Genomic DNA, 24,417 nt, shown 5'->3' with positions numbered 1-24,417 from the left:
CTCTGCCCCCTATTCGGGTCCATGTCGAGTGACGCATGTCATCCGCGCCCGAGCGGCGGTGACAAGCGGGCGGCAGGGATACGGTCGGGCGCGGCGGGGACGCAAAAAATAACCGCTTATTGCGAGCGATTCGCAAAAGTTGCAACTTGCCACCCTTTTTCTATATAGGCGCCGCTCCCGCTCCGCCAACCCGTCACCCGGGTCTTTGGCAAGCCCCAAGAAACTTAGAAGGTGCGCCCATGCCCGACGTCATTTTTCCCGGTCCCGAAGGCCGCATCGAAGGCCGATTTTCTCCCCCGCCGCGCCCGCGCGCACCGGTCGCGCTGATCCTGCACCCGCACCCGCAGGGCGGCGGCACGATGAACGACCGCATTACGCAGGCGATGTACAAGAGCTTCGTGGCGCGCGGATTTGCGGTGCTGCGTTTCAATTTTCGCGGTGTCGGGCGTAGCCAGGGCACCTTTGATAACGGAATCGGCGAACTCAGCGACGCCGCGTCGGCGCTCGACTGGGTGCAGTCGATCCACCCCGAGGCGCAGACGACCTGGGTCGCGGGCTTCAGCTTCGGCGCATGGATCGGCATGCAGCTCTTGATGCGCCGTCCGGAGATTCGAGGTTTTCTGTCGGTCGCACCGCCAGCGAACATGTACGACTTCAGCTTCCTCGCGCCCTGTCCCTCGTCGGGCATCATTGTTGCAGGCGGCGCAGACGAGATCGTGCCCCCCGCCGCGGTGCAGAAGCTGGTCGACAAGCTCCGCACGCAAAAGGGCATCACCATCCACCATGATGAGATCCCGCGTGCCAATCATTTCTTCGAGCACGAACTTGAACAGCTGATGAAGTCGCTCGATAACTATCTGGATATGCGGCTCGCACCTGACTCGCCGATCCGCTGAGGCCAAGTTCGCCCCCCTTGCAAAGGGGGCGGGCAGCCCCTAGTGCGTCGGCACCAGCCAGATGGCGACATTGGCGAACATCACGAGCGCTGCGACGAACATGAGCAGCGCGCGGCGCTTGTCGCCCATCCGAAAGACATAGGCTGCCCCGCCGGTCAGGACGACCCCGGTGAGCATCAGCAAGGACATGACGGTATCGGACATGGCGCCGCCTTAGCTGCCGCGTCAGAAATTTGCCACCTGGCTTATGGCCAATCTTTCATCCTTCCACTAAAGCGCGCTCATCGATTCCCTTTCGCTGCAGGAAACGCGCCATGCGCATAGCCATTGCTTCCGACCATGCCGCTTATGAGCTCAAGGGGCTGCTCGCCGATTGGCTGCGCGGTGAGGGGCACGAGGTCGCCGATCTCGGGACCAACGGCCCTGAGAGCGTCGACTACCCCGACTATGGCTACCGTCTCGCCGACGCGATCGCGAACGGGAGCGCCGAACGCGGCATTGCACTGTGCGGCTCGGGGATCGGCATCTCGATCTCGGTCAACCGTAATCCGACATGTCGATGCGCCCTGGTGTCCGAGCCGCTGTCGGCCAAGCTCGCGCGCGAGCATAATGATGCGAATGTCGTCGCGCTCGGCGCGCGGCTGACCGGCATCGATATGGCGAAGGCGTGCATCACCACTTTCCTCACGACCGAATTCGCGGGCGACCGCCATACGCGCCGCGTCGACAAACTTTCCCACCCGCCCGTCCTGGAGAACAGCCGATGACCACCGAAACGCTCGACAAGCCCATCAAATCGGCCGGCTATTTCACCGATGGCGTCGCTAGCGTTGACCCCGCCATCGCCGCAGCGATGAAGCATGAGCTCGACCGCGAACAATTTCAGATCGAGCTCATCGCGAGCGAGAACATCGTCTCAAAGGCGGTACTCGAGGCGCAGGGGTCGGTGTTCACCAACAAATATGCCGAGGGCTATCCGGGCCGTCGTTACTACCAGGGCTGCGCGCCTTCGGACGAAGTCGAGACGCTGGCGATCGACCGCGCCAAGCAGCTGTTCGACTGCAACTTCGCGAACGTCCAGCCGCACTCGGGCGCGCAGGCAAATGGCGCCGTGCTGCTCGCGCTGACGAAGCCCGGCGCGACGATCCTCGGGATGAGCCTCGATGCCGGCGGACACCTGACCCACGGCGCGGCGCCCGCCATGTCGGGCAAATGGTTCAACGCAGTCCAATATGGCGTGCGGGCTGATGATCATCTCGTCGATTTCGAGCAGGTGGAGCGGCTCGCGAAGGAGCATCGCCCTGCCCTCATCATCGCGGGCGGTTCGGCCTATCCCAGGACGCTCGACTTCGCGCGCTTCCGCGCCATTGCCGACGATGTCGGCGCGCTTTTGATGGTCGACATGGCGCATTTCGCAGGGCTCGTTGCGGGCGGCGCGCACCCCTCGCCGATGCAGCATGCTCATGTCGTCACCACGACCACCCACAAGACCCTCCGCGGTCCGCGCGGCGGCATGATCCTGACCAACGACGAGGCGATCGCCAAGCGCATCAACTCGGCGGTTTTCCCGGGTCTCCAGGGCGGTCCTCTGATGCACGTCATCGCGGCAAAGGCGGTGGCGTTCGGCGAAGCGCTGCGCCCTGAGTTCAAGAGCTATGCAAAGGCGACGATCGCCAATGCACAGGCGCTTGCGAACCGGCTGAAGGCACGCGGCGCCGATCTCGTCGCCGGCGGAACCGACACCCACCTCGCGCTCATCGATCTGCGCCCGCTTGGCGTCACGGGCCGCGACGCCGATGAGGCGCTCGAGCGCAGCGCGATCACCTGCAACAAGAACGGCATTCCTTTCGACCCGTTGCCACCGATCAAGACCAGCGGCATTCGCGTCGGCTCGCCTGCCGGTACGACGCGCGGTTTCGGCATTGCGGAGTTTGAGGAAATCGGCGACATGGTCGCCGACGTGCTCGAAGCATTGCGCGACAAGGGCGAGCATGGCGACGCCGATGTCGAGGCCAATGTCAGGGGACGCGTTCGCGCGCTCTGCGAGCGCTTCCCCATCTATCAGGACTGAACCGGTGGCGCGGCAGCATCCCGAGGAACCCACGCTCGTCGAGCGCACGCTCGCAGAGGTGAAAGCAATGGGCAAGCAGGGAGCCGACCATCCCTCGACGCGCCCCGTGCTCGCCGGCGCGGTCATCGGGGCAATCGCCGGCGGCTTGCTCCCGGCGGTCAGCTGGCCCGTCGGGCTATTCGCCGGGGCCGCCATCACCCTCCTTGGCAGGGTGAAGCGCTAACCGATGCGCTGTCCCTATTGCGGCCATGAAGACAGTCAGGTGAAGGACAGCCGTCCGACCGAGGACGGCGCCGCGATCCGCCGCCGCCGCCAATGCGAGGATTGCGGCGCGCGCTTCACGACTTTCGAGCGTATTCAGCTGCGAGAAGTTGCGGTCCTCAAGGCTGGGGGCACGCGCGAACCCTTCGACCGCGAAAAGCTGATGCGCAGCGTCCAGATCGCATGCCGCAAGCGGCCGATCGATGGGGCACGTATCGAACGGCTCGTCTCGGGCATTCAGCGCCAGCTCGAAACCTCGGGCGAGAATGAGGTGCAGGCGGCGCAGATCGGCGCGATGGTGATGGAGGCGCTCAAAGGCTTCGACAACGTCGCCTATATCCGCTTCGCCAGCGTCTACCGCGACTTCACCGAGGCCAAGGATTTTGAAGAGTTCGCCGCGACGATCAACGAAGCGGCGCACAAGAACGGCTCGTGAGCAAGGCTCCTACCCCGGTTATCGTCCTCGTCCGCCCGCAGCTCGGTGAAAATATCGGCAAGGCGGCGCGCGCGATGCTCAATTTCGGGCTGACCGAATTGCGACTCGTCGCGCCGCGCGATGGATGGCCCAATCCCGACGCGGGCCCGGCCGCCTCGGGAGCCGACCGCGTCCTCGCCGACGCCCAGCTGTTCGAAAGCCTCGCCGAGGCGGTCGCCGATTGCGGCCACATCTATGCGACCACGGTGCGCAAGCGCGGCGTCACCAAGCCGGTTCTGACCCCTGAGGCTGCAGCGCGGCAGGTTCATGCACGCGCCAGCCGGTCGGCCTTTGTTTTCGGACCGGAACGGTCGGGCCTGGAAAGCGACGACGTCGCGCTCGCGCACGAAATCGTCACCGTGCCGATCAATCCGGAATTTGGTTCGCTCAATCTCGCGCAGGCGGTCATTCTGCTCGCTTATGAATGGTCGAAAGGCGAGGCCCTCGCGAGCCCGCCCGAGGTGCCGCTCGATCCCCCGGCCCCGCACGGCGAGCTTGAGGATCTCATCGACCATCTCGTCCGCGACCTCGACGCCGCTGGCTATTTCTTCCCGCCTGAGCGGACGACTGCGACGCTGCGCACGCTGCGTACGACGCTCACCAAGACGGGCTGGTCGCATAATGACATCCGGATGATGCACGGGATCATCACCGCGCTCGGCCACGCGCGCAGTTCGCCGCGGACGCCTCAGAAGGACTAGGCCGCGCGATCGCTTGAGCGCCTCCCTCATTGGCGATAGACGCAGCGGCAGAGACCGCGCGAGACGGCCTCGAAAGGAGCGCGGACAATGGCCGACGGCAAGCTGAAATACCGAAGCTACACGAGGCCCGCGGGCGGCTGGGGTGCCGCCGCTGCAACCGCGAAGGTGCTCCTCGAACAGAGCGTGGTCACCAAAGGCTCGCGCGCGCTCATGGCGATGAATCAGCCGGGCGGCTTCAAATGTCCAAGCTGCGCCTTCCCCGACGCCGATTGCACCAAAAAGCTCGAATTCTGCGAAAATGGCGCCAAGGCGCTCGCGCACGAGGCGACGAAGTTTCGCGTGACGCGCGATTTCTTCGCACAGCACACAGTCAGCGAGCTGATGGCTCGGTCCGATTATTGGCTCGAAATGCAGGGCCGCCTGACCGAACCGATGCGCTACGACGCCACGACCGACCATTATGTGCCGGTGAGCTGGGATGAAGCCTTCGCGACGATCGGCCGCCATCTGCGAGGGCTCTCAGACCCGAACCAGGCCGAATTCTACACCTCGGGCCGCACGCCGAACGAGGCAGCCTTCCTTTATTCAATCTTCGTGCGGGAATATGGCACCAACAATTTCCCCGATTGCTCGAACATGTGTCACGAACCGACAAGCCGGGGGCTGCCGCCCGCGATCGGCGTCGGCAAGGGCACGGTGATACTCGAGGATTTCGAACACGCCGAGGCGATCTTCGTCATGGGGCAGAACCCCGGCACCAACGCGCCCCGGATGATGAGCCTGCTTGTCGAGGCGCGCAAGCGCGGCGTTCCCATCGTCGCGGTAAACCCGATGCCCGAACGGGCGCTGATCCGCTTCACCGAACCGCAGGACGCAGTGCAAATGGCGACCTTCGGGTCGACGAAGATTGCCAGCGAGTTCGTTCACGTCCGCATCGGCGGCGACCTCGCGCTCCTCAAGGGCATGATGAAGGTCATGTTCGAGCGCGAGGCGGCGGGCGAGACCGTATTCGACCATGATTTCCTGCGCGATCACACCGAAGGCCTGGCGGAGCTGAAGCAGGATATCGAGGCGCAGGAGTGGGCCGATATTGTCGCTGTGTCAGGGGTTTCTGAAGAGCAGATCCGCCGCTGCGCCGAAATCTACATACGCTCGGGCGCGACTATCATCTGTTACGGAATGGGGCTGACCCAGCATCAACTTGGATCGCGGCTGGTGCAGCAGGTTGCAAATATCCTCCTGCTCAAGGGCAATTTCGGGCGCCCTGGTGCCGGCATCTCCCCGATCAGAGGACACTCTAACGTCCAGGGCGATCGCACGGTCGGCATCGACGAGAAACCGAGCGCGGCCTATCTCGACCGAGTGCGCGAGGTCTTCGGCTTCGAGCCGCCACGTACACATGGCCACCATACGATCGAGTCGGTCGAGGCGATGCTCGCGGGAACCGCCAGGGTCTTTATCGGGCTCGGCGGCAATTTCGTCCGTGCAGTGCCCGATACCGAGCGCGCCTATGAGGCGATGCGCAAGCTCGACCTGACCGTGGGCATCGCGACCAAGCTCAACCGCGGCCATCTCGTCCACGGCAGGGAGGCGCTGATTCTTCCCGTTATCGCACGGTCCGAACGCATCGAAACCGCGGCGGGTGAGCAGTTTGTGACAATTGAGGATTCGATGTCGAATATCACCGCGTCGCGCGGTGTGCTCGAACCCGCGAGCGTGCATCTCCTCCCCGAGGTCGAAATCGTCTGCCGGATGGCGATGGCAACGCTGCCTGCAAGCAAGGTCGACTGGCGGGGCTTCATCGACGATTACGGCCGTATTCGCGACAAGATCGCGGAGGTCTATCCGGCGATCTACGAGGGCTTTAGGCAGCGGATTGAGGCGCCGCGTGGCTTCCACCTCGATATCCCGCCGCGACGCCGGGTGTGGGCGACCCCCAATGGAAAGGCGAATTTCCTGGTCCTGCCGGGTTTGGAGGTCGACGCCAAGGTTGCCGACCCGGCGATGTTGCGGCTGGCAACGGTCCGCTCGCACGATCAGTTCAACACCACCATCTACAGCTACAATGACCGCTACCGGGGCGTGAAGGGCGACCGGATGATCCTATTCATGAATGCCGCCGATCGCGAAGCGCGCGGGCTTGAAGCGGGCGCGCGCGTTACGCTCGAGACAATCAGCGACGATGCGATCGTTCGGCGGGTCGAGGGGTTGACGATCATCGACTATCCGATGTCGCGCGGCGCGGTTGCGGGCTATTATCCTGAACTCAATCCGCTCCTCCCGCTCGATCACTGCGACCCGGTGAGCGGCACGCCGGCCGCCAAGTCGATCCCGGTCCGGGTCATCGCTGCGACCTAGCACAGCCCCGATATCAGCGAGACCCTGCGCATTGGTCTGCGGCGAGCGTCCCGCTCACCAACAGGGCGGAATCAGGCCGGGCGAGCGTCACCAGCGTCAGCCCGGCAGCAGCCGCACGCTCGGCCGCGAGACTCGTGGGCGCCGAGATGGTGACAAGCATCGGGCAGCCGGCGAGGACCGTCTTTTCGACAAGTTCATAGCTGCAGCGCGCGGAGAGCAGGATAAAGCCGCTCGCGGGGTCGACAGCCGCGCGGGCGAGCGCCCCGATCAGCTTGTCGAGCGCGTTGTGCCGCCCGACGTCCTCGCGCGCGATCCGAATCTCGCCGGCGGGCGAGCAGAAGGCGGCCGCGTGCACCGCCCCCGTCTCGCGCGCGAGCGGCTGATGCTCGCCAAGCGCTGCCAGTGCCGCGGCGAGCGCCTCGCGACCGACCGCGATTTGCCCCGTGACCTGGGGAAGAGGGCGCAGCACCTCCTCGATATTCTCCATGCCGCACAGGCCGCAGCTGCTCTCGCTCACGCGCTTTCGTGCCCGTTCGAGCGCTCGCGCGCTGCGCTCGGGCGGCAGCCAGATGCGCAGCGCCCAGCCGCCATCGATGGCGTGCACGTCGATGCCGCGCACCTGATCGGGGCCATCGACGAGCCCCTCGCTCATGGCAAAGCCGAGCCCAAAATCCTCAAGGTCGGTCGGAGTCGCCATCATGACGGCATATCCGATCCCCGAAACCTCGATCGACACCGGCGCCTCGATCGGCACCATCCGGGTAAGCGCCGCGTCACCGGGTTCACCGAGGCCGACGCGCTGCACGGGCAGCGCAATCGAGTCGCGCTCAGACGTTCGGGGCTTGCCCTCTTCCACCTGCACCTCGCATCAAGCGCGGACCGATCGCCCGCGGGGACTGGTCTATCCCAAGATCGACCGCAAATCGCCCCTTCTTTGGGTTCCACTTCAAGGGACTGGCGAAGCCAGCCGGCGCAACGTATGGCGCGGGACATGCGGATCGCGATCATCGACACCAGCACAACGCGCGCTGCGATCATTTCGGACGGTCTGCGCGAGGCGGGCCTCGATGATCTCATTCTCATCGACCCCAAGGGGCCGATCGTCGCGCAGGTCGAGGCCGCGCGCCCCGAAGTGGTCCTGATCAACCTGGAAAACCCGAGCCGAGACCTGCTCGAGGATTTCTTCGCCATGTCGCGCGCGCTCGCGCGCCCGATCGCAATGTTTGTCGACCAGAGCGATGCCGAAGCGACGGGCGCCGCGATCGACGCGGGCGTCTCGGCCTATGTCGTCGATGGGCTCTCGAAACAGCGGATCAAACCGGTGGTCGATCTCGCGGTGCGGCGCTTCCAGGCCTTTTCACGGCTCCAGCGGGAGCTCGACGAAGCGAAAAATGCCCTCGCCGAACGCGGGACCATCGACCGGGCCAAGGCGATCTTGATGAAACGGCGGGGAATCGACGAACCTGCCGCCTATGCACTGCTGCGCGGACAGGCGATGCGAACCAACCGCCGGATCGCCGAAATCGCCGAGGCGATCGTGACGAGCGACGCGCTTTTGGGAGATATGGAGTGAGCGCCGAACGCTTTCGCATCGGCTTTTTGCCGCTGGTCGACGCCGCGCTGCCGATTCTCGCGCATGAACTGGGCTTTGCCGCGCGCGAAGGCGTCGAAATTGAATTCATTCGTGACATGACCTGGGCGACGGTGCGCGACCGATTGCTCTACGGGCACACTGACGCTGCGCACCTGATCGCTCCGCTGGCGATCGCGACCGCGCTCGGTCGCGACCGGCCCGCGGTGCCGCTTGCGGTCCCCTTCGTACTTGGACTGAACGGCAATGCCGTGACCTTCTCGACCGCGCTTGCTGCCGAGGTGGGGCTCGGCGATGGTCTGGGCGATCCCGCAGCGCTCGGCGCGGCGCTGCGCGAGGCGGCAGCGGCACGCAAGGCGGCGGGCCGCCCTTTGCGTTTTGGTGTCGTCCATCGTTATTCCAGCCATAATTATATGCTTCGCTACTGGCTTGCCGGGGTCGGCATCCAGCCCGACAGCGACGTCGAAATCACGGTGACCAGTCCCCCCTTTGCCGCCGATGCGCTGGCTGCCGGCGAGGTCGACGGCATCTGCGTCGGGGAGCCGTGGAACGCCATCGCGGTTGATCGCGGCGTCGGGCATATCGCGCTCGCGACCGCGCAGATCTGGCGCCGCGGGGTCGAAAAAGTGCTCGCCGTTCGCAGCGATGTCATCGAAGCGCGCCGCGATGCGGTCGAGGCGTTGCTGCGCGCGCTCCATGCGGCGGCCGCGCATTTCGTGGAGCCTGCGAGCGCCGCCGAGAGCGCCGCCATCCTCGCGCGCCCCGCCTATCTCGACGCCCCGCAGGACGCGATCGAACGGGCCATCACCGACCGTATCCGCGTCGTTCCCGGCGGCGCGCCGGTCGCGTACCCCGATTTCATGTTCCAATATCGCGAGGCTGCCAATTTTCCCTGGCGCAGCCAGGCGGCGTGGCTCTATTCGCAAATGGTGCGCTGGGACAAAATCGGCTTCTCGCCTGCCGACGCGGCGACCGCGGCAGAGGTTTTTCGTCCCGACATCTACCGGGCAGCGCTCGCGGGTTCAGGCGCGCCCCTGCCGGGAGCCAGTTCGAAGCTCGAAGGCGGTCTCGATGCCCCGATCGGCGCCGGCTCGACGCAAGGCCGCCTGCTCCTCGGCGCCGATCGCTTCTTCGATCGCCGCGCCTTCGACCCGGAGGATATTGCAGGATATCTTGCAAGCCTTCCGTGAGGGAAGTCTTCCAAGACCGCGTATGGCGAAAATGTTGCACTGCAAAATAACCGCTTGCGCACACGAGACGAATCAGGCAATTTGACGTCACCCGGCAAGGCTGCCGGGCCGAGATCACAGCGGCGCCGCTCCAACGAGGGGGCTGGCCCGCGCGGCAGGCGGGGAGCCTTTTTCCCGCACTCCAAGAGGCAATGAAGCCGTCAGGATGCGCCGCATGTGGCCGCCGTCCTGGCGGCTTTTTTATTGCCCGTCGCAAAAGGGGACGGACGATGACGAAGGAACAATCAAGCTTCTGGTCGAGCGGACATTGGCCGACATTGGTCGCAGCCTTTCTCTATTTCGACCTCGCCTTCATGGTGTGGGTCATCCTCGGGCCGCTCGCGCCTGCAATCTCCGAGGATCTGGGGCTCACGCCAGCCCAAAAGGGATTGATGGTCGCCGTCCCGACGCTCGCGGGTGCGATTTTGCGCGTCAGCAATGGCCTGCTCGTCGATCGCATCGGCCCCAAGCTCTCGGGCGCGATCAGCCAGGCGATCGTCATCGCCGGGCTCCTGACCGCGTGGATGATGGGAGTATCGAGCTTTGCAGGAACGCTCGCGCTCGGCGTTGTCCTCGGCTTTGCGGGGGCGAGCTTTGCGATCGCGCTGCCGCTGGCAAGCCGCTGGTACCCACCCGAACACCAGGGCAAGGCGATGGGGCTTGCCGGCATGGGCAACTCAGGGACGGTGCTCGCTGCTCTTTTTGCACCCGGTCTTGCAAAGCTGTTCGGATGGAATGCCGTTCTCGGCCTTGCCTGCATCCCGCTCACGGTCGTTTTCGTCGCCTATCTCTTCATGGCGAAGGACGCCCCCCATAGCCCCGCGCCCAAGAAGCTGATCGATTATTTCGAGCCGCTCAAGTCCGCCGACGCCTGGTGGCTGATGGCCTTTTATTCGGTAACGTTCGGGGGTTTCGTCGGGCTCGCCGCCTCCTTGACCATCTATTTTACCGACCAGTTTCACCTCACTCCTGTGATTGCGGGCTATTGCACCGCGGGCTGCGTCTTTGCAGGGTCGCTCGTACGGCCATTGGGCGGCGCGTTGGCCGACCGGATCGGCGGCGTGCGTGCGCTCATGATTGTCTATGTGGTAGCGGCGCTCGCGCTCGCAGGCGTGCCCCAGGCTGCAAGCCTGCCCGCCGCGCTCGCTCTGTTCGTTATTGCGATGCTCGCGCTTGGCACCGGCAACGGATCGGTCTTCCAGCTGGTTCCCCAGCGCTTTTCCGATGAAATCGGCGTGATGACCGGGCTTGTCGGTATGGCAGGAGGCGTCGGCGGCTTCTACCTCGCCTCCTCTCTCGGTTTCGCCAAACAGTGGACAGGCAGCTTTGCCCCTGGATTTTATATCTTTGCCGGGCTCGCTGTGGCCGCCCTCGCCGCGCTGATGTTCGTCAAGAAGCAGTGGCGGACCACCTGGAGTGCACCCGAGGGCGTGCGGATCTGACATGGTGCGCGCCTTCTTTCTTCTTCCCGCGCTGATGCCGACCACGCTCTGCGCACAGGACATCGTGCTTTCCCCGCTCGGCGAGGCCCGTTTGCGCTATGAAAGCGTCGATCAGCAGGGTTTCGCGGGAGCCGACGCGCTGACGCTGCGCGTCCGGGCCGGGGTCGCGGCGAAAGCCGATCGCTGGTCGGCCCTGATCGAGGGCCAGGGCAATCTCGCGATCATCGATGATTATTTCAGCGGCCTTGGGGGGTCGCCCGCAACCCCGCTGATTGCAGACCCCGAAAACATCGCCCTTAGCCGCGCGCAGCTTCGCTATGCTGCGCCCGGCGTCGTGATCACGGCCGGACGCCAGCGGCTGGCCTTCGATGATGAGCGTTTCGTCGGTTCGGTCAGCTTTCGCCAAAACAGCCAGAGCTTCGACGCAGTGCGCGCCGAAATCGCACCTGCGCAAGGTGTAACGGCACACATCGCCTATGCGTGGAGCGTCCGCACGATCTGGGGCATCGACGGCACTGGTGCGCGGCCGCAGGCGGTGTCGGGCGACAATCTGTTTGGCACGCTTGGCGTCGCGACACCGCTCGGAAAGCTCACCGCTTTCGCCAATCTTGTGGATCAGGACGAGCCCGCGGTGCAGGATTTCCAACTATCGAGCCAGAGCTATGGCGCGCGGCTCGAGGGAAGGCAAAAGCTCGGCGCGGCAAAAATCGCCTATCAATTTTCCTATGCGCGCCAGTCGGACTGGCACCGAAATCCCAATCGATACGCGGCCGATTATTATCTGGTCGACGTCGGGGTCGATCTCGGCGGCCCGCGGGTTGGCGCCGGATATGAAGTGATGGGCGCGAGCGACGGGGCCCCGCTCACCAGTTTCCAGACCCCGCTTGCAACCGGGTTCAAATTCCAGGGGTGGGCGGACAAATTCCTGGTCACGCCGCCCGATGGCGTGCGCGACCTCTACGCGAGTGCGGGCTGGAGCTGGAAAGCGATCGGCCCGCTCAAGGCCGTCACGCTCCAGGCGGTTTATCACGACTATCGCAGCGATCGGGCGAGCCGTTCCTATGGCGAGGAGATAGACCTGCTCGCGGGCGCGACGCTCGGCAGATCCACCGCGTCTCTTCGCTTCGCCCGCTACCGCGCCGACGGCTTTGCCGCCGATACGAACAAATTTTGGCTCCAACTGGACTGGATAATCTGATGGAACATCGCCCAATTACGGCGGAGAGCGACACGCGCGAGCATCTTGTGGTGATCGGCAACGGCATGGCGGGATGCCGTGCGGTCGAGGAGCTGCTCGCCCGCGACCCTTCCCGCTTTCGTATCACGATTTTCGGCGCCGAGCCGCGGGTCAATTACAACCGTATCATGCTCTCCCCGGTCCTCGCTGGGGAGAAGGAGTTCGGCGATATCATCATCAACGACGCCGACTGGTATGCGTCGAACGCAATCGCGCTGGTTGCAGGCGATCCGGTGGTCGCGATTGACCGCGCGGCAAGGACGGTGACGACGCGCAGCGGGCTGGTCGAGCGGTACGACCGGCTGCTGATCGCGACCGGCTCTGACCCCTTCATCATTCCGGTGCCAGGCAAGGATCTTCCCGGCGTCATCGCCTTCCGCGACATGGACGATGTCAACGCAATGCTTGCAGCCGCCGACGCCGGCAAGAAGAAGGGCGGCGGCGCGGCGGTGGTCATCGGGGGCGGGCTGCTTGGACTTGAAGCGGCGCACGGGCTTTCCTTGCGGGGCATGAAGGTCACCGTCCTTCACCTGATGCCGACGCTGATGGAGCGGCAGCTCGACGAGGCGGCAGGGTGGCTCCTCAAGCAGGCGCTGGAGGCGCGCGGCCAGACGATACTGACCGGCGCCGACACCGCCGAGATCGTCGGGGAGATGAAGGTCGAAGGCGTGAAGCTCAAGGACGGAACGCTTATCCCGGCCGATCTCGTCGTGATGGCAGTCGGCATCCGCCCTTCGACCCAGCTCGCCCGTGACGCGGGCCTTGCCGTGGGGCGCGGCATTCAGGTCGACGACCATATGGTGACCAGCGATCCGGCGGTTCTGGCGGTGGGCGAATGCGTTGAACATGACGGACAGGTCTACGGCCTCGTTGCGCCGCTCTGGGACATGTGCCGGAGCCTTGCCGATGGCCTGGTCGACAAGCCCACGGGCTATCGCGGCTCGGTGACGTCGACCAAGCTGAAAGTCTCGGGGATCGACGTCTTCTCGGCGGGCGATTTCTCAGGCGGCGACGAGTGCGAGGACATCGTCCTGCGCGATGCCAGCCGCGGGGTCTACAAGCGCGTGGTGCTTCGGGACGATCGCGTCGTGGGCGCCGTTCTCTACGGAGACACCGCCGACGGGAACTGGTATTTCGATCTTCTCAAGACCCAGGAAGATGTCTCGGCGCTTCGCGACATATTGATCTTCGGCCAGGCCTTCGCCTCCGGAGGTGGGCGGGCGGACCCTAAGGCCGCCGTTGCAGCGCTTTCCGATGACGCGGAAATCTGCGGCTGCAACGGCGTGACAAAGGGGCAGGTAGTCTCGTCCATTGCCAAGGGAGCACACAGCCTCGACGCGGTGCGGAGCAGTTGCAAGGCATCGGCAAGCTGCGGGTCATGCACCGGTCTTGTCGAAACTCTGCTCGCCTTGACCTTGGGCGATGAGGTGCGATCGGGACCGAAGACTTTGTGCAAATGCACAAGCTTCGGCCACGACGATGTCCGCCGCGAGATCATCGCGCAAGGCATGCGCTCGATCCCCGAGGTCATGCAGAAGTTGCACTGGGCGACGCCCGACGGCTGCTCCTCCTGCCGCCCTGCACTCAATTACTATCTGCTTTGCGCGCTCCCTGGCGAATATCAGGACGACCAGCAGAGCCGCTTCGTCAACGAACGGCTCCATGCCAATATCCAGAAGGACGGCACCTACTCGGTCGTCCCGCGCATGTGGGGCGGGATCACGAGCCCCGCCGAGCTGCGCGCGATCGCAGACGTGGTCGAGAAATTCAATGCCCCGATGGTCAAGGTGACCGGCGGCCAGCGGCTCGACATATTCGGGATCAAGAAAGAGGATCTGCCGGCGGTCTGGGCGGATCTCAATGCTGCCGGAATGGTCTCAGGTCACGCCTATGGCAAGGCGCTGCGGACGGTTAAGACCTGCGTGGGATCCGAATGGTGCCGCTTTGGAACGCAGGATTCCACGGGGCTCGGCGTCAAGATCGAGCGGATGAGCTGGGGCAGCTGGATGCCGCACAAGTTCAAGATCGCGGTCTCGGGCTGTCCGCGCAACTGCGCCGAGGCGACGATCAAGGATTTTGGAATTGTCTGCGTCGACAGCGGCTACGAGCTCCATGTCGGCGGAAACGGCGGCATCCATGTCCGCGCGACCGACCTGCTGTGCAAGGTTGCGAGTGAACAGGAAGCGATGGATTATTGCGCCGCCTTCATCCAGCTCTACCGCGAGGAAGCCCGCTATCTTGAGCGCACCGCGCCGTGGATCGAACGTGTGGGTCTCGATTATGTCAAGGCGCGCATCGTCGAAGACGACGCTGGCCGTGAAGCGCTGCGCGCCCGCTTCCTCGTCTCGCAGAGCTTCTCGCAGGGAGACCCCTGGGCGCAGCGTGCTGAGGGCGCCGAGGCCGAACATCATGCGCCAATGGCGCGCTTCACACCGCAGGAGGAGTTGGCATGAGCACCGCAGAATGGCTCGATATCGGCTGGGTAGACCAGATCCCCGTGCGCGGCAGCCGCACCGTACAGGTCGAAGGCGGCGATGATATCGCGCTTTTCCGCACGGCGGAGGGCAAGATATTCGCGCTTCGCGACCGCTGCCCGCACAAGCACGGGCGCCTCAGCCAGGGCATCGTACACGGGGGGGCGGTCGCCTGTCCGCTCCACAACTGGCGGATCAGCCTCGCGACGGGCGAGGCGCTGGGCGACGACAGGGGGTGCACACCGACCGTGCCCGTCAAGATCGATGGCGGCCGCGTCCTCCTTTGCCGCGCGAGCACGCTGATGGCGGCTGCTTGATGGCAGAGGCGATCCGCACCACCTGCGCCTATTGCGGTGTCGGCTGCGGCATCCGTGCGAGGGTGACGGGCGCGCGCAGCGTCGAGATCGTCGGTGACCCCGACCATCCTGCGAACCGCGGTCGCCTCTGCTCGAAGGGCACGCATCTGGGGGAGACGGTCGGGCTTGAAGGCCGCCTCCTTTATCCGACGATCGCAGGTCGCCGTGCGAGCTGGGACAAGGCGCTCGATCTTGTTGCCAGACGTTTCAAGGAAACCATTGCCCGCCACGGGCCGGGCAGCGTTGCTTTCTACGTCTCGGGTCAGCTTCTGACCGAGGATTATTATGTCGCGAACAAGCTGATGAAGGGCTTCATCGGCAGCGCAAACATCGACACCAACTCGCGCCTGTGCATGTCGAGCGCGGTCGCGGGTCACATGCGCGCCTTCGGGGAGGATGTCGTCCCGGCGACCTACGACGATCTCGACGCGGCCGACCTGTTCATTCTGGTGGGATCGAACACCGCCTGGTGTCACCCGATCGTCTACCAGCGCATCCGTGCGCGCTGCGAGGCGGGCGCGAAGCTTGTCGTGATCGACCCGCGCCGCACCGAAACCGCCGAAGAAGCCGACCTCCACCTCGCGATCCGGCCCGGCAGCGACGTCGCCTTGATGAACGGACTTCTCCAATATTGCCGCGAGACGGGCATCGTCGACGAGGCCTATCTCGGCGCGCATGTTGCGGTACCGGAGGAGTTTTGGGATCGGCTTGGAGAGGGAAATGACCTGTGGTCGGCAGCGCGCATCTGCGACGTCGCCGCCGCGGATCTCAGGCATTTCTATGAGCTCTTCGCCGCGACGCCGCGCACCGTCACGCTTTTCAGCCAGGGGATCAACCAATCGACCGCGGGAACCGACCAGGTCAATGCGATCACCAACCTCCACCTCGCGACAGGCCGGATCGGCAAACCGGGTGCCGCCCCCTTCTCGATCACCGGCCAGCCCAACGCGATGGGCGGTCGCGAGGTCGGAGGGCTCGCCTCGACACTCGCTGCGCACCGGGATTTCACAGCAGAGAGCCGCGCCAGCGTCCAGCGCTTCTGGGCGGCGCCGACCATGGCCGAAAAGCCCGGCCTTAAGGCCGTCGACATGTTCCGCGCGGTTGGCGAAGGCCGGATCAAGGCGCTCTGGGTCATGGCGACCAACCCCGCCGTCTCGATGCCCGATGCCAACCGCGTGCGCGAAGCGCTCGAAGCCTGCCCCTTCGTCGTGGTCAGCGATGTGATCGAGAAGACGGACACCACCGCCTTTGCACACGTGCGCCTTCCGGCTGCTGCGTGGGGTGAGAAGGACGGAACCGTCACCAATTCGGACCGCACGATCAGCCGTCAGCGCGCGCTCTTTCCTCTCCCCGGCGAGGCACGGCCCGACTGGTGGATCGTCAAGGAAGTCGCGCGCCGCATGGGTTGGAAAACCGCTTTCGCCTATGACCGGCCTGCCGACATCTGGCGCGAGCATTGCCGCCTTTCAACCTACGAGAATGAAGGCGCGCGCCGCTTTGCGCTGCCCGGTGCCGCGCAGGGCGGAAACGCCGCCTATGACGCGATGCTTCCTTTTCGCTGGGGCGGCGACCGCCCCTATGCAGACGGGCGTTTTTCGACCGAGGACGGCCGCGCACGACTGATTTGGGTCACGCAGAAGCCGCTTCCGGATCCCCTCGTCAAATGGCCGCTCACGCTCAATACGGGGCGTTACCGCGACCAATGGCACAGCATGACGCGCACGGGGCTCGCCCCCAAATTGGCGCGACATCGCGAAGAGCCACTGGTCGAGGTGCACCCATGCGATGGCGCTCGGCTCGGGCTCAGCAACGGGGGGCTGGCGAGGGTCGACACCCCGCAGGGGGAAAGCGTCTACCGCGTCGCCTATTCCGAAGGCCAGCGCATGGGCGAGATGTTCGTGCCGATCCACTGGACCGATCGCACTGCGAGCGGCGGAAGAACCGGGCTGCTGCCCCGCCCGCTCGTCGATCCTGTCTCGGGCCAACCGGGATTCAAGCGCACGCCTGCGTCCATCGCTCCCGTCACGCCGCTATGGCGCGGCTTTCTGCTCCTTGCCGAGGAGCTCGCTGATCGACCGGCGTGTCTCTGGGCGACCCGCGTAGCGGTTCCCGCAGGGGTCCTCTGGGAGCTCGCAGGCGACGAGGATCTCCAGCGTATCGAGGCACTTCTACCGCGCGGCGAACGGATCGAGGCGCAGGACCCTGCGCGCGGGACGCGGCGCATCGCGATCGTCGCGAACGGGCGCCTTGCCGGCGCCTTGTTCGTGACGCGAAGCGGCGAACTCCCGCCACGCGACTGGCTGATCGCGCAGCTTGCCGCTCCCGCGGTCGCGCCCACGCTGCTCGCCGGACGCGCGCCGGGTGCGCAAGCCGACCGGGGTCCGCTCGTCTGCGTCTGCTTCGATGTCGGGATGACGACAATCGTCGCCGCGATCCGCGATCAAGGCCTCACCGACGTCGCCGCGATCGGGACCGCACTGCGCGCCGGCACCAATTGCGGTTCGTGCCGCCCCGCGCTCGCGCGCATCATTGCCGAGGAGAAGAGCCATGCCGCATGATGATTTCGCCCCCGGGATGGTGTGGCTCGTCGGGGCGGGCCCCGGCGACCCTGAACTGCTGACGATGAAGGCGGTCCGGCTGATCGCTGCGGCCGACATCGTCTTCTACGACGCGCTCGTCAGCCCCGAAGTGCTTGCCTTGATCCCGCCGCAAGCCGAGCGGGTGAGCGTCGGCAAGAGATCAGGGCGCCACTCGAAGGACCAGCAGACGATCGACGCGTTGCTCGTTGCGGCCGCAGGCGCGGGACGGCGCGTTGTGCGACTGAAAGGCGGCGATCCGTCGCTCTTCGGACGCTCGGCCGAAGAGATCGGCGCACTCAGCGCAGCGGGGCACAATGTCCGTATTTGTCCTGGCGTCACCGCTGCGAGTGCCGCCGCCGCGTCGGCGGGGGTATCGCTGTCGCTGCGCGGCGTTGCGCCTGGCGTGCGCTTTGTCACCGCGCACAGCCGCCACGGCGCGGCACTGGGCCCAGATTGGAATGCGCTCGCAGCCGACAGCTCGACGCTCGCTTTCTACATGGGACGCGACGCCGCGCCCGAAATCACCCGGCAGCTTATTGCAGCAGGCTTGCCTGGCTCAACGCCCGTGATCGCCGCATGCAACGTCAGCCGCGCCGACGAACAGCAGGTCGTGACCCGGCTCGACCTCCTTGGTCTTGCCGTCCGTTCGCTTGCCCCCGGCGCCCCCACGTTGATCCTGGTCGGTGAAGCGGTGCGCGGCGCCAGGCAAGCCAGCAGGGCCTGCGCCGCCGCCGCGCCCGGTCCTGCGCGCGAAGCTTCTACCCCTCCCCGCTCCGGTCGATCATGTCCATGAAGTCGCGCGCCGCATCGCGTTCACTCGCCTCCTTGAACGCGATGTCGAGATCCGGCGCGGCGCCGAGCATGTAGAGCAGCGACCAGAGCGCAAAGCGGCGGCCGCTATTTGTCTCCAGTCCGAGATCGACACGCATTCGCTCGGTCCCTGCAGCGAGGGCTTCCGGATGGATAGCGGCGAGATCCGCCGTCCCAAAATAGCGCCTGAGCTGGTCGTCAAAATCCATCGCCTTCGTCTTCCTTGCCAGTCCGGGGTGATCCGGACCGAAGGCTGCCACCCTCCGGTTGTCAAGGCGCGGGCGCGTCGGTAGGGCGGCGGCGTGAACAGCAGCATCGAAATCGGAACCGATGGCGCCGGACGGCCGGTGCACGTCAATGTGCAGGAACTGCTTGCAACCCGTCTGCTTGTCCAGGGCAATTCGGGGTCGGGCAAGTCGCACCTGCTACGACGGCTGCTCGAGGAAAGCGCAGGGCTTGTCCAGCAGGTCGTAATCGATCCCGAAGGCGATTTCGTCACGCTTTCAGATGCTTACAATCACGTCGTGATCAACGCGGGCGATTATAACGAGCGCGAGATCGCGACAATGGGTGCGCGCATTCGCGAGCATCGTGCCTCGATCATTCTCAGTCTCGACGCGCTCGACATAGAGGCGCAGATGAGCTGCGCTGCGGCTTTCTTGAACGCGCTGTTCGACGCACCGCGCGAGCACTGGTTCCCCGCGCTGGTCGTGGTCGACGAAGCCCAGATGTTCGCGCCGAGCGCCTCGGGCGATGTATCCGACGCGGTAAGGCGCGCGAGCCTCGCCGCGATGACCAACCTGATGTGCCGTGGGCGCAAGCGCGGCCTCGCCGGTGCCATCGCAACCCAGCGCCTTGCCAAGCTTGCCAAGAATGTCGCGGCCGAGGCGAGCAATTTCCTGATGGGCCGTACCTTTCTCGACATCGACATGGCGCGCGCCGCCGATCTGCTCGGCATGGAGCGGCGGCAGGCGGAGCAGATCCGCGACCTTGAACGCGGCAGCTTCCTCGGCCTCGGTCCTGCCATCTCGCGTCGTCCCGTGTCGGTACGCATCGGCACAACGCAAACGCATTCGCGCGGCGGAACGCACGGACTTTTGCCGCTTCCCGAGGCGGAACCCAACGACATGCGCTCGATGCTGTTTGCCGCGATGGAAACCGCCCCGCCCCCATCGCCTCCTCCGGCGCCTCCCCCCGTAGCCGCCGGCGAACTCCTCCGCCGGATCAGCGAGGGCGACGACAGACCCGTCCGCGCTGCGACGCCCGCCCCCGAAGCCCCCGAGGTGGACGCCGCCGATGTCGAGGACGCTGTCGCGGCGGCCCTGCGCGAAATGCTCGCCGACCCTGATTGCGCTTTTCATCCCGAGAGCTTTCTCTATCAGGATTTCTCGGTGCGCTGCCGGATGCAACGGCTCGCGCGCGTGCCGCTCGACCTCGCGGCCTTCCGCCGCCGCTTCGCGCTCGCCAAGGGCGGCATCTTCGACCCTGCCGAGCCCCGCTGGCAGGAAATATTGGGCGCAGCTGCCCGGCTTCCAGACGACATGCTTGCCCCCTTCGTACTGATTGCACGCGCCGCAGCCGAGGGGCTCCCCTGCCCCGACGACGACGCGCTCGGCCGCGCCTATGGCACTCGCTCACCCGGCCGGGTCCGCCGACTGGTCGAATATATGGAGCGGCAGGGTGCCGTCGTGGTCCGCTCCGACTTTGGCGGCCGCCGCTCGATTGGCATCCCCGAGCTCGGGCTCAGCACCGAGGCCGAATAAGGCTCAGCTCCAGCTGTCCTTCACCGTCTCCATCGCAACGAAGGTAGAGGTGCTCGCGACGTACGGCAGGCTCGATATGCGTTCGCCGAGCACGACCCGGTAGCGGTTGATATTGGCCGTGCGCACCTTCAGCAGATAGTCAAAGCTGCTCGCGATCATGTGGCACTCCTCGACCTCGGGAATGCGGCGCACAGCTGCGTTGAATTCCTTGAGCGCCGCCTCGCGCGTGTCGCTGAGCTTGACCTCGGCGAAGGCAACATGATCCATGCCGATCTTCACCGGATCAATGGCCGCCCGGAAGCCCCGGATCACGCCGCTTGCGATCAACCGCCGAAGCCGGACCTGGCACGGCGTTTTCGATAATCCCACCCGTTCGGCGAGATCGGTGACCGTGATCCGCCCCTCATCGCGCAGAATTGCCAGCATTTTGCGATCGAACTCATCCAATTCTCCTGCCTTTTCGGCCATAATCCGTCCTTTTGACCAGTAGAGTCCAGAATATAAGCGAATCTGACTTCCATATGCCACATCAAAAGGCATTGCGGCGCTCGCAATCATAGTAAAATCACTCCATGCCGATCTTTGCCGACTTCGCACCCCCGATCCGCCCCGCGACGCCGCTGCGCGATGCGATCACGGCAGCCTATCGCCGGGATGAGGCCGACGCGCTTGCGCCGCTGCTCGAGGCCGCAACGCTCCCCGAACCGCTCCGCGCCGACATCCGCGAAACCGCGCGCCGGCTCGTCACGCCGCTTCGCACCAACCGAAAGGGGAGCGGGGTCGAGGCGCTGGTGCAGGAATATTCGCTATCGAGCGAGGAAGGCGTCGCCCTGATGTGCCTCGCCGAAGCGCTGCTGCGCATCCCCGACGATGCAACGCGTGATGCGCTGATCCGCGACAAGATTGCCGATGGCGACTGGAGCTCGCATCTTGGTGATGGCCGCTCGCTGTTCGTCAACGCCGCAACCTGGGGCCTCGTTGTGACGGGCAGGCTCGTCGGCAGCGTCGACGACCGCGGTCTCGGCGCTGCGCTCGCGCGGCTTGTCGCCCGCGCCGGCGAACCCGTGATCCGCCGCGGCGTCGACCTTGCCATGCGGTTGATGGGCGAACAGTTTGTCACCGGCGAAACCATCGCCGAGGCCCTGAAGCGCGCGCGCGCCATGGAAGCCAAGGGATTTGCCTACAGCTATGACATGCTGGGCGAGGCCGCGACGACGATGGCCGATGCAAACCGCTATTATGACGATTATCAGCGCGCCATCGGCGCGATCGGGAAGGCGTCGGCGGGACGCGGCATCTATGCTGGCCCCGGCATCTCGATCAAGCTGTCGGCGCTCCATCCGCGCTATTCGCGCGCTCAGGCGGACCGCGTCACGGGCGAACTTCTGCCGCGGGTGAAGGCCCTCGCCCTTCAGGCGAAGCGCTTTGACATCGGCTTCAACATCGACGCCGAAGAGGCCGACCGGCTCGAGCTCTCGCTCGATCTTCTCGAAAGCCTTGCGCTCGACCCCGATCTTTCAGGCTGGGACGGTCTTGGCTTCGTCGTCCAGGCTTATGGCAAGCGCTGTCCCTTCGTGATCGACTGGATTGTTGATCTTGCTCGCCGGGCAGGGCGCCGGATCATGGTGCGGCTCGTCAAGGGCGCCTACTGGGACGCCGAGATCAAGCGCGCGCAAGTCGATGGCCTCGAAGGCTTCCCGGTTTACACGCGCAAGGTTCACACCGACGTCGCCTATATTGCCTGCGCAAGAAAGCTGCTCGGTGCGACCGACGCCGTCTTCCCGCAGTTCGCGACGCATAATGCCCAGACGCTCGCCACCATTTACCGCCTCGCCGGCGATGATTTCGCGATCGGTCAATATGAGTTTCAGTGCCTTCACGGCATGGGCGAACCGCTTTACGAGCAGGTCGTCGGGCCAAAGAAACTCGACCGGCCCTGCCGTATCTATGCGCCCGTTGGGACTCACGAGACGCTGCTCGCCTATCTCGTGCGCCGTTTGCTCGAGAACGGCGCCAACTCATCGTTCGTCAACCGCATTGCCGATCCGGCGGTGCCCGTCGACGATCTCATCGCCGACCCGGCCATCGTTGCTGGTGCAATGCCCTGCCCCGGTGCGCCGCACGACCAGATCGCGCACCCCGCAGACCTCTACCCCGACCGCTGCAATTCGGCCGGGATCGATCTTAGCAACGAGCATCGGCTCGCCGAGCTCACGCAAGCACTTGCGGAAAGTACCGCAATCGAATGGCGCGCGGCGCCCGCAGGCGGCGAAGGCACGGGGCGTGCCGTGCTCAATCCCGCCGACCACCGCGACCGCGTCGGGACCGTTGTCGAAGTCTCGAGCGCCGCCGCGCGGGCGGCCGCCGCGCGCGCGGCGGCGGCTCATTGGGGCAATGTCCCTGTTTCCGAGCGCGCCGCCATGCTCGAGCGCGCGGCCGATGCGATGCAGGCGCGCATGCCCATCCTTTTGGGACTGATCGTGCGCGAGGCAGGCAAGTCGCTGCCCAATGCGATCTCGGAAGTGCGCGAGGCGATCGATTTTCTGCGCTATTATGCCGCCCAGGCGCGTGCGACTTTCGGACCCGGCCAAGCGCCGCTCGGGCCGATCACCTGCATCAGTCCATGGAACTTCCCGCTCGCCATCTTCACTGGCCAGGTCTGTGCGGCGTTGGTCGCGGGCAACCCGGTGCTTGCCAAGCCGGCAGAAGAAACACCGCTTATCGCCGCCGAGGCTGTACGTCTTCTCCACGAAGCGGGAGTGCCAGCCGACGCGCTGCAACTGGTTCCCGGCGACGGCGCAATCGGTGCAGCGCTGGTCGCCGCGCCGCAGACGGCAGGCGTGATGTTCACCGGTTCGACCGAGGTCGCGCGGCTGATCCAGGCGGAATTGGCAAAGCGCCTGTCGCCCGAGGGCAAGCCTATCCCCTTGATTGCCGAGACGGGCGGGCAGAATGCAATGATCGTCGACAGCTCGGCGCTCGCCGAGCAGGTCGTTGGCGACGTGATCGCCTCCGCCTTCGATAGCGCCGGGCAGCGTTGCTCGGCGCTTCGCGTCCTTTGCCTGCAGGAGGATGTCGCCGAGCGCACCCTCGCGATGCTGAAGGGCGCTCTCGCCGAGCTCGCGCTCGGCCGCCCCGATCGGCTCGCGGTCGACATCGGCCCCGTCATCACCGCCGAAGCGAAGGCGAACATCGAAGCGCATATCGATGCGATGCGCTCCCTCGGCCACCGGATCGAGCAATTGCCCCTCCCCGCCGAAGCTGCGCACGGCACCTTCGTGCCGCCCACGATCATCGAAATCGGGTCGATAGCCGATCTCAAACGAGAGGTTTTCGGCCCCGTTCTCCACGTCCTGCGCTATCGCCGCGAACGGCTGGCCGCGGTGATCGACGCCATCAATGCGACGGGATATGGATTGACATTCGGCCTCCACACACGGCTCGACAAGACGATCGCCGACGTGCTCTCGCGGGTGAGGGCCGGTAATTGCTACGTCAACCGGAACACCATCGGCGCCATCGTCGGCACCCAGCCATTCGGTGGCTGCGGTCTCTCGGGCACCGGACCCAAGGCGGGCGGCCCGTTCTATCTCGGCCGCCTCGTGAGCGTACCGCCTGTGTTCGCAGCGCGCGCAGGACATCTTGGCACACCGCTCGGCGAATTCGCCGATTGGCTGAGCGCGCAGGGCGAAGCCGAGTCCGCGGCGGTCGCCAGGCGCTACGAGAGCGCCTCGGCGCTCGGCGCAGAACTGCTGCTGCCCGGACCGGTCGGCGAACGCAATATTTATGCACTCCACCCGCGCGGCCGCATCCTCATGCGCCCGGTCACGCGCACCGGCCTCTTCGAACAGATGGCGGCGGTGCTCGCGACGGGCAATCATGGCATCGTAGAGGGCATGGACTTGCCCGCCGGCCTTCCTCCGCGTGTCGCTGCTGTTTTTTCACCAGGCGGCGAGGGACCATTCGGCGCCGCACTGGTCGAGGGCGACGCGGCGCACATCGCCGCGGCGGCAGCAGCGCTCGCTGCCCTTCCCGGCCCCATCGTTTCGCTCCACGCCGCCAACGAAGGACCGGGTCTTGCCTATCATCCCGACTGGCTGCTCGAGGAGGTCTCTACCTCGATCAACACGACCGCTGCCGGCGGCAACGCCAGCCTGATGATGATCGGTTGAGC

21 protein-coding genes are annotated in these 24,417 nt (G+C 65.5%); 17 read left to right on the top strand and 4 right to left on the bottom strand.

The window, feature by feature from the left end; translation table 11 throughout:
• The first annotated feature begins 239 nt into the window (after positions 1 to 239).
• Positions 240 to 896 (top strand): alpha/beta hydrolase, encoded by a 657-nt coding sequence (locus LH20_RS07365; RefSeq protein WP_053553654.1) that lies wholly within the window; start codon positions 240 to 242, stop codon positions 894 to 896.
• A 39-nt stretch (positions 897 to 935) separates the two neighbouring features.
• Here the strand turns inward: LH20_RS07365 and LH20_RS23735 are convergent, their stop codons facing one another.
• A complete protein-coding gene (locus LH20_RS23735) occupies positions 936 to 1,100 on the bottom strand; it encodes a hypothetical protein (RefSeq protein WP_200905447.1) in 165 nt (54 codons plus the stop codon).
• A gap of 110 nt (positions 1,101 to 1,210) precedes the next feature.
• Here LH20_RS23735 and rpiB point away from each other — a divergent pair, with 110 nt between their 5' ends.
• From rpiB to LH20_RS07335, 6 genes are all read left to right on the top strand, one after another.
• Positions 1,211 to 1,663 carry a ribose 5-phosphate isomerase B gene (gene rpiB / locus LH20_RS07360; RefSeq protein ID WP_053553653.1) on the top strand — a complete coding sequence of 151 codons (453 nt, stop codon included), beginning with the start codon at positions 1,211 to 1,213 and terminating at the stop codon, positions 1,661 to 1,663.
• A complete protein-coding gene (gene glyA / locus LH20_RS07355) occupies positions 1,660 to 2,967 on the top strand; it encodes a serine hydroxymethyltransferase (protein ID WP_053553652.1) in 1,308 nt (435 codons plus the stop codon). The genes rpiB and glyA overlap by 4 nt, the downstream gene beginning before the upstream one ends.
• A gap of 4 nt (positions 2,968 to 2,971) precedes the next feature.
• Positions 2,972 to 3,190 carry a hypothetical protein gene (locus tag LH20_RS07350; RefSeq protein WP_053553651.1) on the top strand — a complete coding sequence of 73 codons (219 nt, stop codon included), beginning with the start codon at positions 2,972 to 2,974 and terminating at the stop codon, positions 3,188 to 3,190.
• A gap of 3 nt (positions 3,191 to 3,193) precedes the next feature.
• Positions 3,194 to 3,664 carry a transcriptional regulator NrdR gene (gene nrdR, locus LH20_RS07345; RefSeq protein ID WP_053553650.1) on the top strand — a complete coding sequence of 157 codons (471 nt, stop codon included), beginning with the start codon at positions 3,194 to 3,196 and terminating at the stop codon, positions 3,662 to 3,664.
• Positions 3,661 to 4,404 carry an RNA methyltransferase gene (locus LH20_RS07340; protein ID WP_053553649.1) on the top strand — a complete coding sequence of 248 codons (744 nt, stop codon included), beginning with the start codon at positions 3,661 to 3,663 and terminating at the stop codon, positions 4,402 to 4,404. The genes nrdR and LH20_RS07340 overlap by 4 nt, the downstream gene beginning before the upstream one ends.
• A gap of 87 nt (positions 4,405 to 4,491) precedes the next feature.
• Positions 4,492 to 6,762, top strand: coding sequence for an FdhF/YdeP family oxidoreductase (locus LH20_RS07335; protein WP_053553648.1), 2,271 nt, complete (start codon positions 4,492 to 4,494; stop codon positions 6,760 to 6,762).
• Between the two features lie 13 nt (positions 6,763 to 6,775).
• On the opposite strand, the gene fdhD is transcribed toward LH20_RS07335, so the two are convergent.
• Complete coding sequence (fdhD, locus tag LH20_RS07330; protein ID WP_083455570.1) at positions 6,776 to 7,519, bottom strand: formate dehydrogenase accessory sulfurtransferase FdhD; 744 nt, start codon at positions 7,517 to 7,519, stop codon at positions 6,776 to 6,778.
• A gap of 234 nt (positions 7,520 to 7,753) precedes the next feature.
• On the opposite strand from fdhD, the gene LH20_RS07325 reads away from it, so the two are divergent.
• From LH20_RS07325 to cobA, 8 genes are all read left to right on the top strand, one after another.
• On the top strand, positions 7,754 to 8,335 hold the full coding sequence (locus LH20_RS07325; protein ID WP_053553647.1) for an ANTAR domain-containing response regulator: 582 nt from the start codon (positions 7,754 to 7,756) through the stop codon (positions 8,333 to 8,335).
• The gene (locus LH20_RS07320; RefSeq protein WP_053553646.1) at positions 8,332 to 9,543 is read left to right on the top strand and encodes an ABC transporter substrate-binding protein; all 1,212 of its coding nucleotides are present in this window, start codon (positions 8,332 to 8,334) and stop codon (positions 9,541 to 9,543) included. Before LH20_RS07325 ends, LH20_RS07320 begins: the two co-directional genes overlap by 4 nt.
• A gap of 269 nt (positions 9,544 to 9,812) precedes the next feature.
• Positions 9,813 to 11,024, top strand: a complete 1,212-nt coding sequence (locus LH20_RS07315) for a nitrate/nitrite transporter (protein ID WP_053553645.1) — start codon at positions 9,813 to 9,815, stop codon at positions 11,022 to 11,024.
• 34 nt (positions 11,025 to 11,058) lie between these two features.
• Complete coding sequence (locus LH20_RS07310) at positions 11,059 to 12,222, top strand: alginate export family protein (protein WP_235527147.1); 1,164 nt, start codon at positions 11,059 to 11,061, stop codon at positions 12,220 to 12,222.
• A complete protein-coding gene (gene nirB / locus LH20_RS07305) occupies positions 12,222 to 14,714 on the top strand; it encodes a nitrite reductase large subunit NirB (protein ID WP_053553643.1) in 2,493 nt (830 codons plus the stop codon). Before LH20_RS07310 ends, nirB begins: the two co-directional genes overlap by 1 nt.
• Positions 14,711 to 15,052 carry a nitrite reductase small subunit NirD gene (gene nirD, locus LH20_RS07300; RefSeq protein WP_053553642.1) on the top strand — a complete coding sequence of 114 codons (342 nt, stop codon included), beginning with the start codon at positions 14,711 to 14,713 and terminating at the stop codon, positions 15,050 to 15,052. The genes nirB and nirD overlap by 4 nt, the downstream gene beginning before the upstream one ends.
• Positions 15,052 to 17,649, top strand: coding sequence for a nitrate reductase (locus tag LH20_RS07295; RefSeq protein ID WP_053553641.1), 2,598 nt, complete (start codon positions 15,052 to 15,054; stop codon positions 17,647 to 17,649). The genes nirD and LH20_RS07295 overlap by 1 nt, the downstream gene beginning before the upstream one ends.
• Positions 17,639 to 18,463, top strand: coding sequence for a uroporphyrinogen-III C-methyltransferase (cobA, locus tag LH20_RS07290; RefSeq protein WP_053553640.1), 825 nt, complete (start codon positions 17,639 to 17,641; stop codon positions 18,461 to 18,463). The genes LH20_RS07295 and cobA overlap by 11 nt, the downstream gene beginning before the upstream one ends.
• On the opposite strand, the gene LH20_RS07285 is transcribed toward cobA, so the two are convergent.
• Positions 18,429 to 18,689: a hypothetical protein gene (locus tag LH20_RS07285; RefSeq protein WP_053553639.1), complete on the bottom strand. Its 261-nt coding sequence runs from the start codon at positions 18,687 to 18,689 to the stop codon at positions 18,429 to 18,431. The genes cobA and LH20_RS07285 overlap by 35 nt on opposite strands.
• 93 nt (positions 18,690 to 18,782) lie before the next feature.
• Between LH20_RS07285 and LH20_RS07280 the strand changes: the two genes are divergently transcribed.
• Positions 18,783 to 20,243, top strand: a complete 1,461-nt coding sequence (locus LH20_RS07280; RefSeq protein WP_053553638.1) for a helicase HerA domain-containing protein — start codon at positions 18,783 to 18,785, stop codon at positions 20,241 to 20,243.
• A 3-nt stretch (positions 20,244 to 20,246) separates the two neighbouring features.
• Here LH20_RS07280 and LH20_RS07275 read toward each other — a convergent pair whose 3' ends face one another.
• On the bottom strand, positions 20,247 to 20,711 hold the full coding sequence (locus LH20_RS07275) for an Lrp/AsnC family transcriptional regulator (protein ID WP_053556154.1): 465 nt from the start codon (positions 20,709 to 20,711) through the stop codon (positions 20,247 to 20,249).
• 104 nt (positions 20,712 to 20,815) lie between these two features.
• Here LH20_RS07275 and putA point away from each other — a divergent pair, with 104 nt between their 5' ends.
• Positions 20,816 to 24,415 carry a trifunctional transcriptional regulator/proline dehydrogenase/L-glutamate gamma-semialdehyde dehydrogenase gene (gene putA / locus LH20_RS07270; RefSeq protein ID WP_053553637.1) on the top strand — a complete coding sequence of 1,200 codons (3,600 nt, stop codon included), beginning with the start codon at positions 20,816 to 20,818 and terminating at the stop codon, positions 24,413 to 24,415.
• Positions 24,416 to 24,417: the final 2 nt, after the last annotated feature.

Origin of the sequence: Sphingopyxis sp. 113P3 (assembly GCF_001278035.1) — a bacterium.
GTDB lineage: Bacteria > Pseudomonadota > Alphaproteobacteria > Sphingomonadales > Sphingomonadaceae > Sphingopyxis.
This window is presented reverse-complemented; position numbering and strand designations above follow the sequence as displayed.

Excerpts from the sequence above, each read along its gene's own strand:
- LH20_RS07365 (WP_053553654.1), top strand. The coding sequence starts at position 240 with ATGCCCGACGTCATTTTTCCCGGTCCCGAAGGCCGCATCGAAGGCCGA.
- LH20_RS23735 (WP_200905447.1), bottom strand. The coding sequence starts at position 1,100 with ATGTCCGATACCGTCATGTCCTTGCTGATGCTCACCGGGGTCGTCCTG.
- rpiB (WP_053553653.1), top strand. The coding sequence starts at position 1,211 with ATGCGCATAGCCATTGCTTCCGACCATGCCGCTTATGAGCTCAAGGGG.
- glyA (WP_053553652.1), top strand. The coding sequence starts at position 1,660 with ATGACCACCGAAACGCTCGACAAGCCCATCAAATCGGCCGGCTATTTC.
- nrdR (WP_053553650.1), top strand. The coding sequence starts at position 3,194 with ATGCGCTGTCCCTATTGCGGCCATGAAGACAGTCAGGTGAAGGACAGC.
- LH20_RS07335 (WP_053553648.1), top strand. The coding sequence starts at position 4,492 with ATGGCCGACGGCAAGCTGAAATACCGAAGCTACACGAGGCCCGCGGGC.
- fdhD (WP_083455570.1), bottom strand. The coding sequence starts at position 7,519 with ATGGTGCCGATCGAGGCGCCGGTGTCGATCGAGGTTTCGGGGATCGGA.
- LH20_RS07325 (WP_053553647.1), top strand. The coding sequence starts at position 7,754 with ATGCGGATCGCGATCATCGACACCAGCACAACGCGCGCTGCGATCATT.
- LH20_RS07315 (WP_053553645.1), top strand. The coding sequence starts at position 9,813 with ATGACGAAGGAACAATCAAGCTTCTGGTCGAGCGGACATTGGCCGACA.
- LH20_RS07310 (WP_235527147.1), top strand. The coding sequence starts at position 11,059 with ATGCCGACCACGCTCTGCGCACAGGACATCGTGCTTTCCCCGCTCGGC.
- nirB (WP_053553643.1), top strand. The coding sequence starts at position 12,222 with ATGGAACATCGCCCAATTACGGCGGAGAGCGACACGCGCGAGCATCTT.
- nirD (WP_053553642.1), top strand. The coding sequence starts at position 14,711 with ATGAGCACCGCAGAATGGCTCGATATCGGCTGGGTAGACCAGATCCCC.
- LH20_RS07295 (WP_053553641.1), top strand. The coding sequence starts at position 15,052 with ATGGCAGAGGCGATCCGCACCACCTGCGCCTATTGCGGTGTCGGCTGC.
- cobA (WP_053553640.1), top strand. The coding sequence starts at position 17,639 with ATGCCGCATGATGATTTCGCCCCCGGGATGGTGTGGCTCGTCGGGGCG.
- LH20_RS07285 (WP_053553639.1), bottom strand. The coding sequence starts at position 18,689 with ATGGATTTTGACGACCAGCTCAGGCGCTATTTTGGGACGGCGGATCTC.
- LH20_RS07275 (WP_053556154.1), bottom strand. The coding sequence starts at position 20,711 with ATGGCCGAAAAGGCAGGAGAATTGGATGAGTTCGATCGCAAAATGCTG.
- putA (WP_053553637.1), top strand. The coding sequence starts at position 20,816 with ATGCCGATCTTTGCCGACTTCGCACCCCCGATCCGCCCCGCGACGCCG.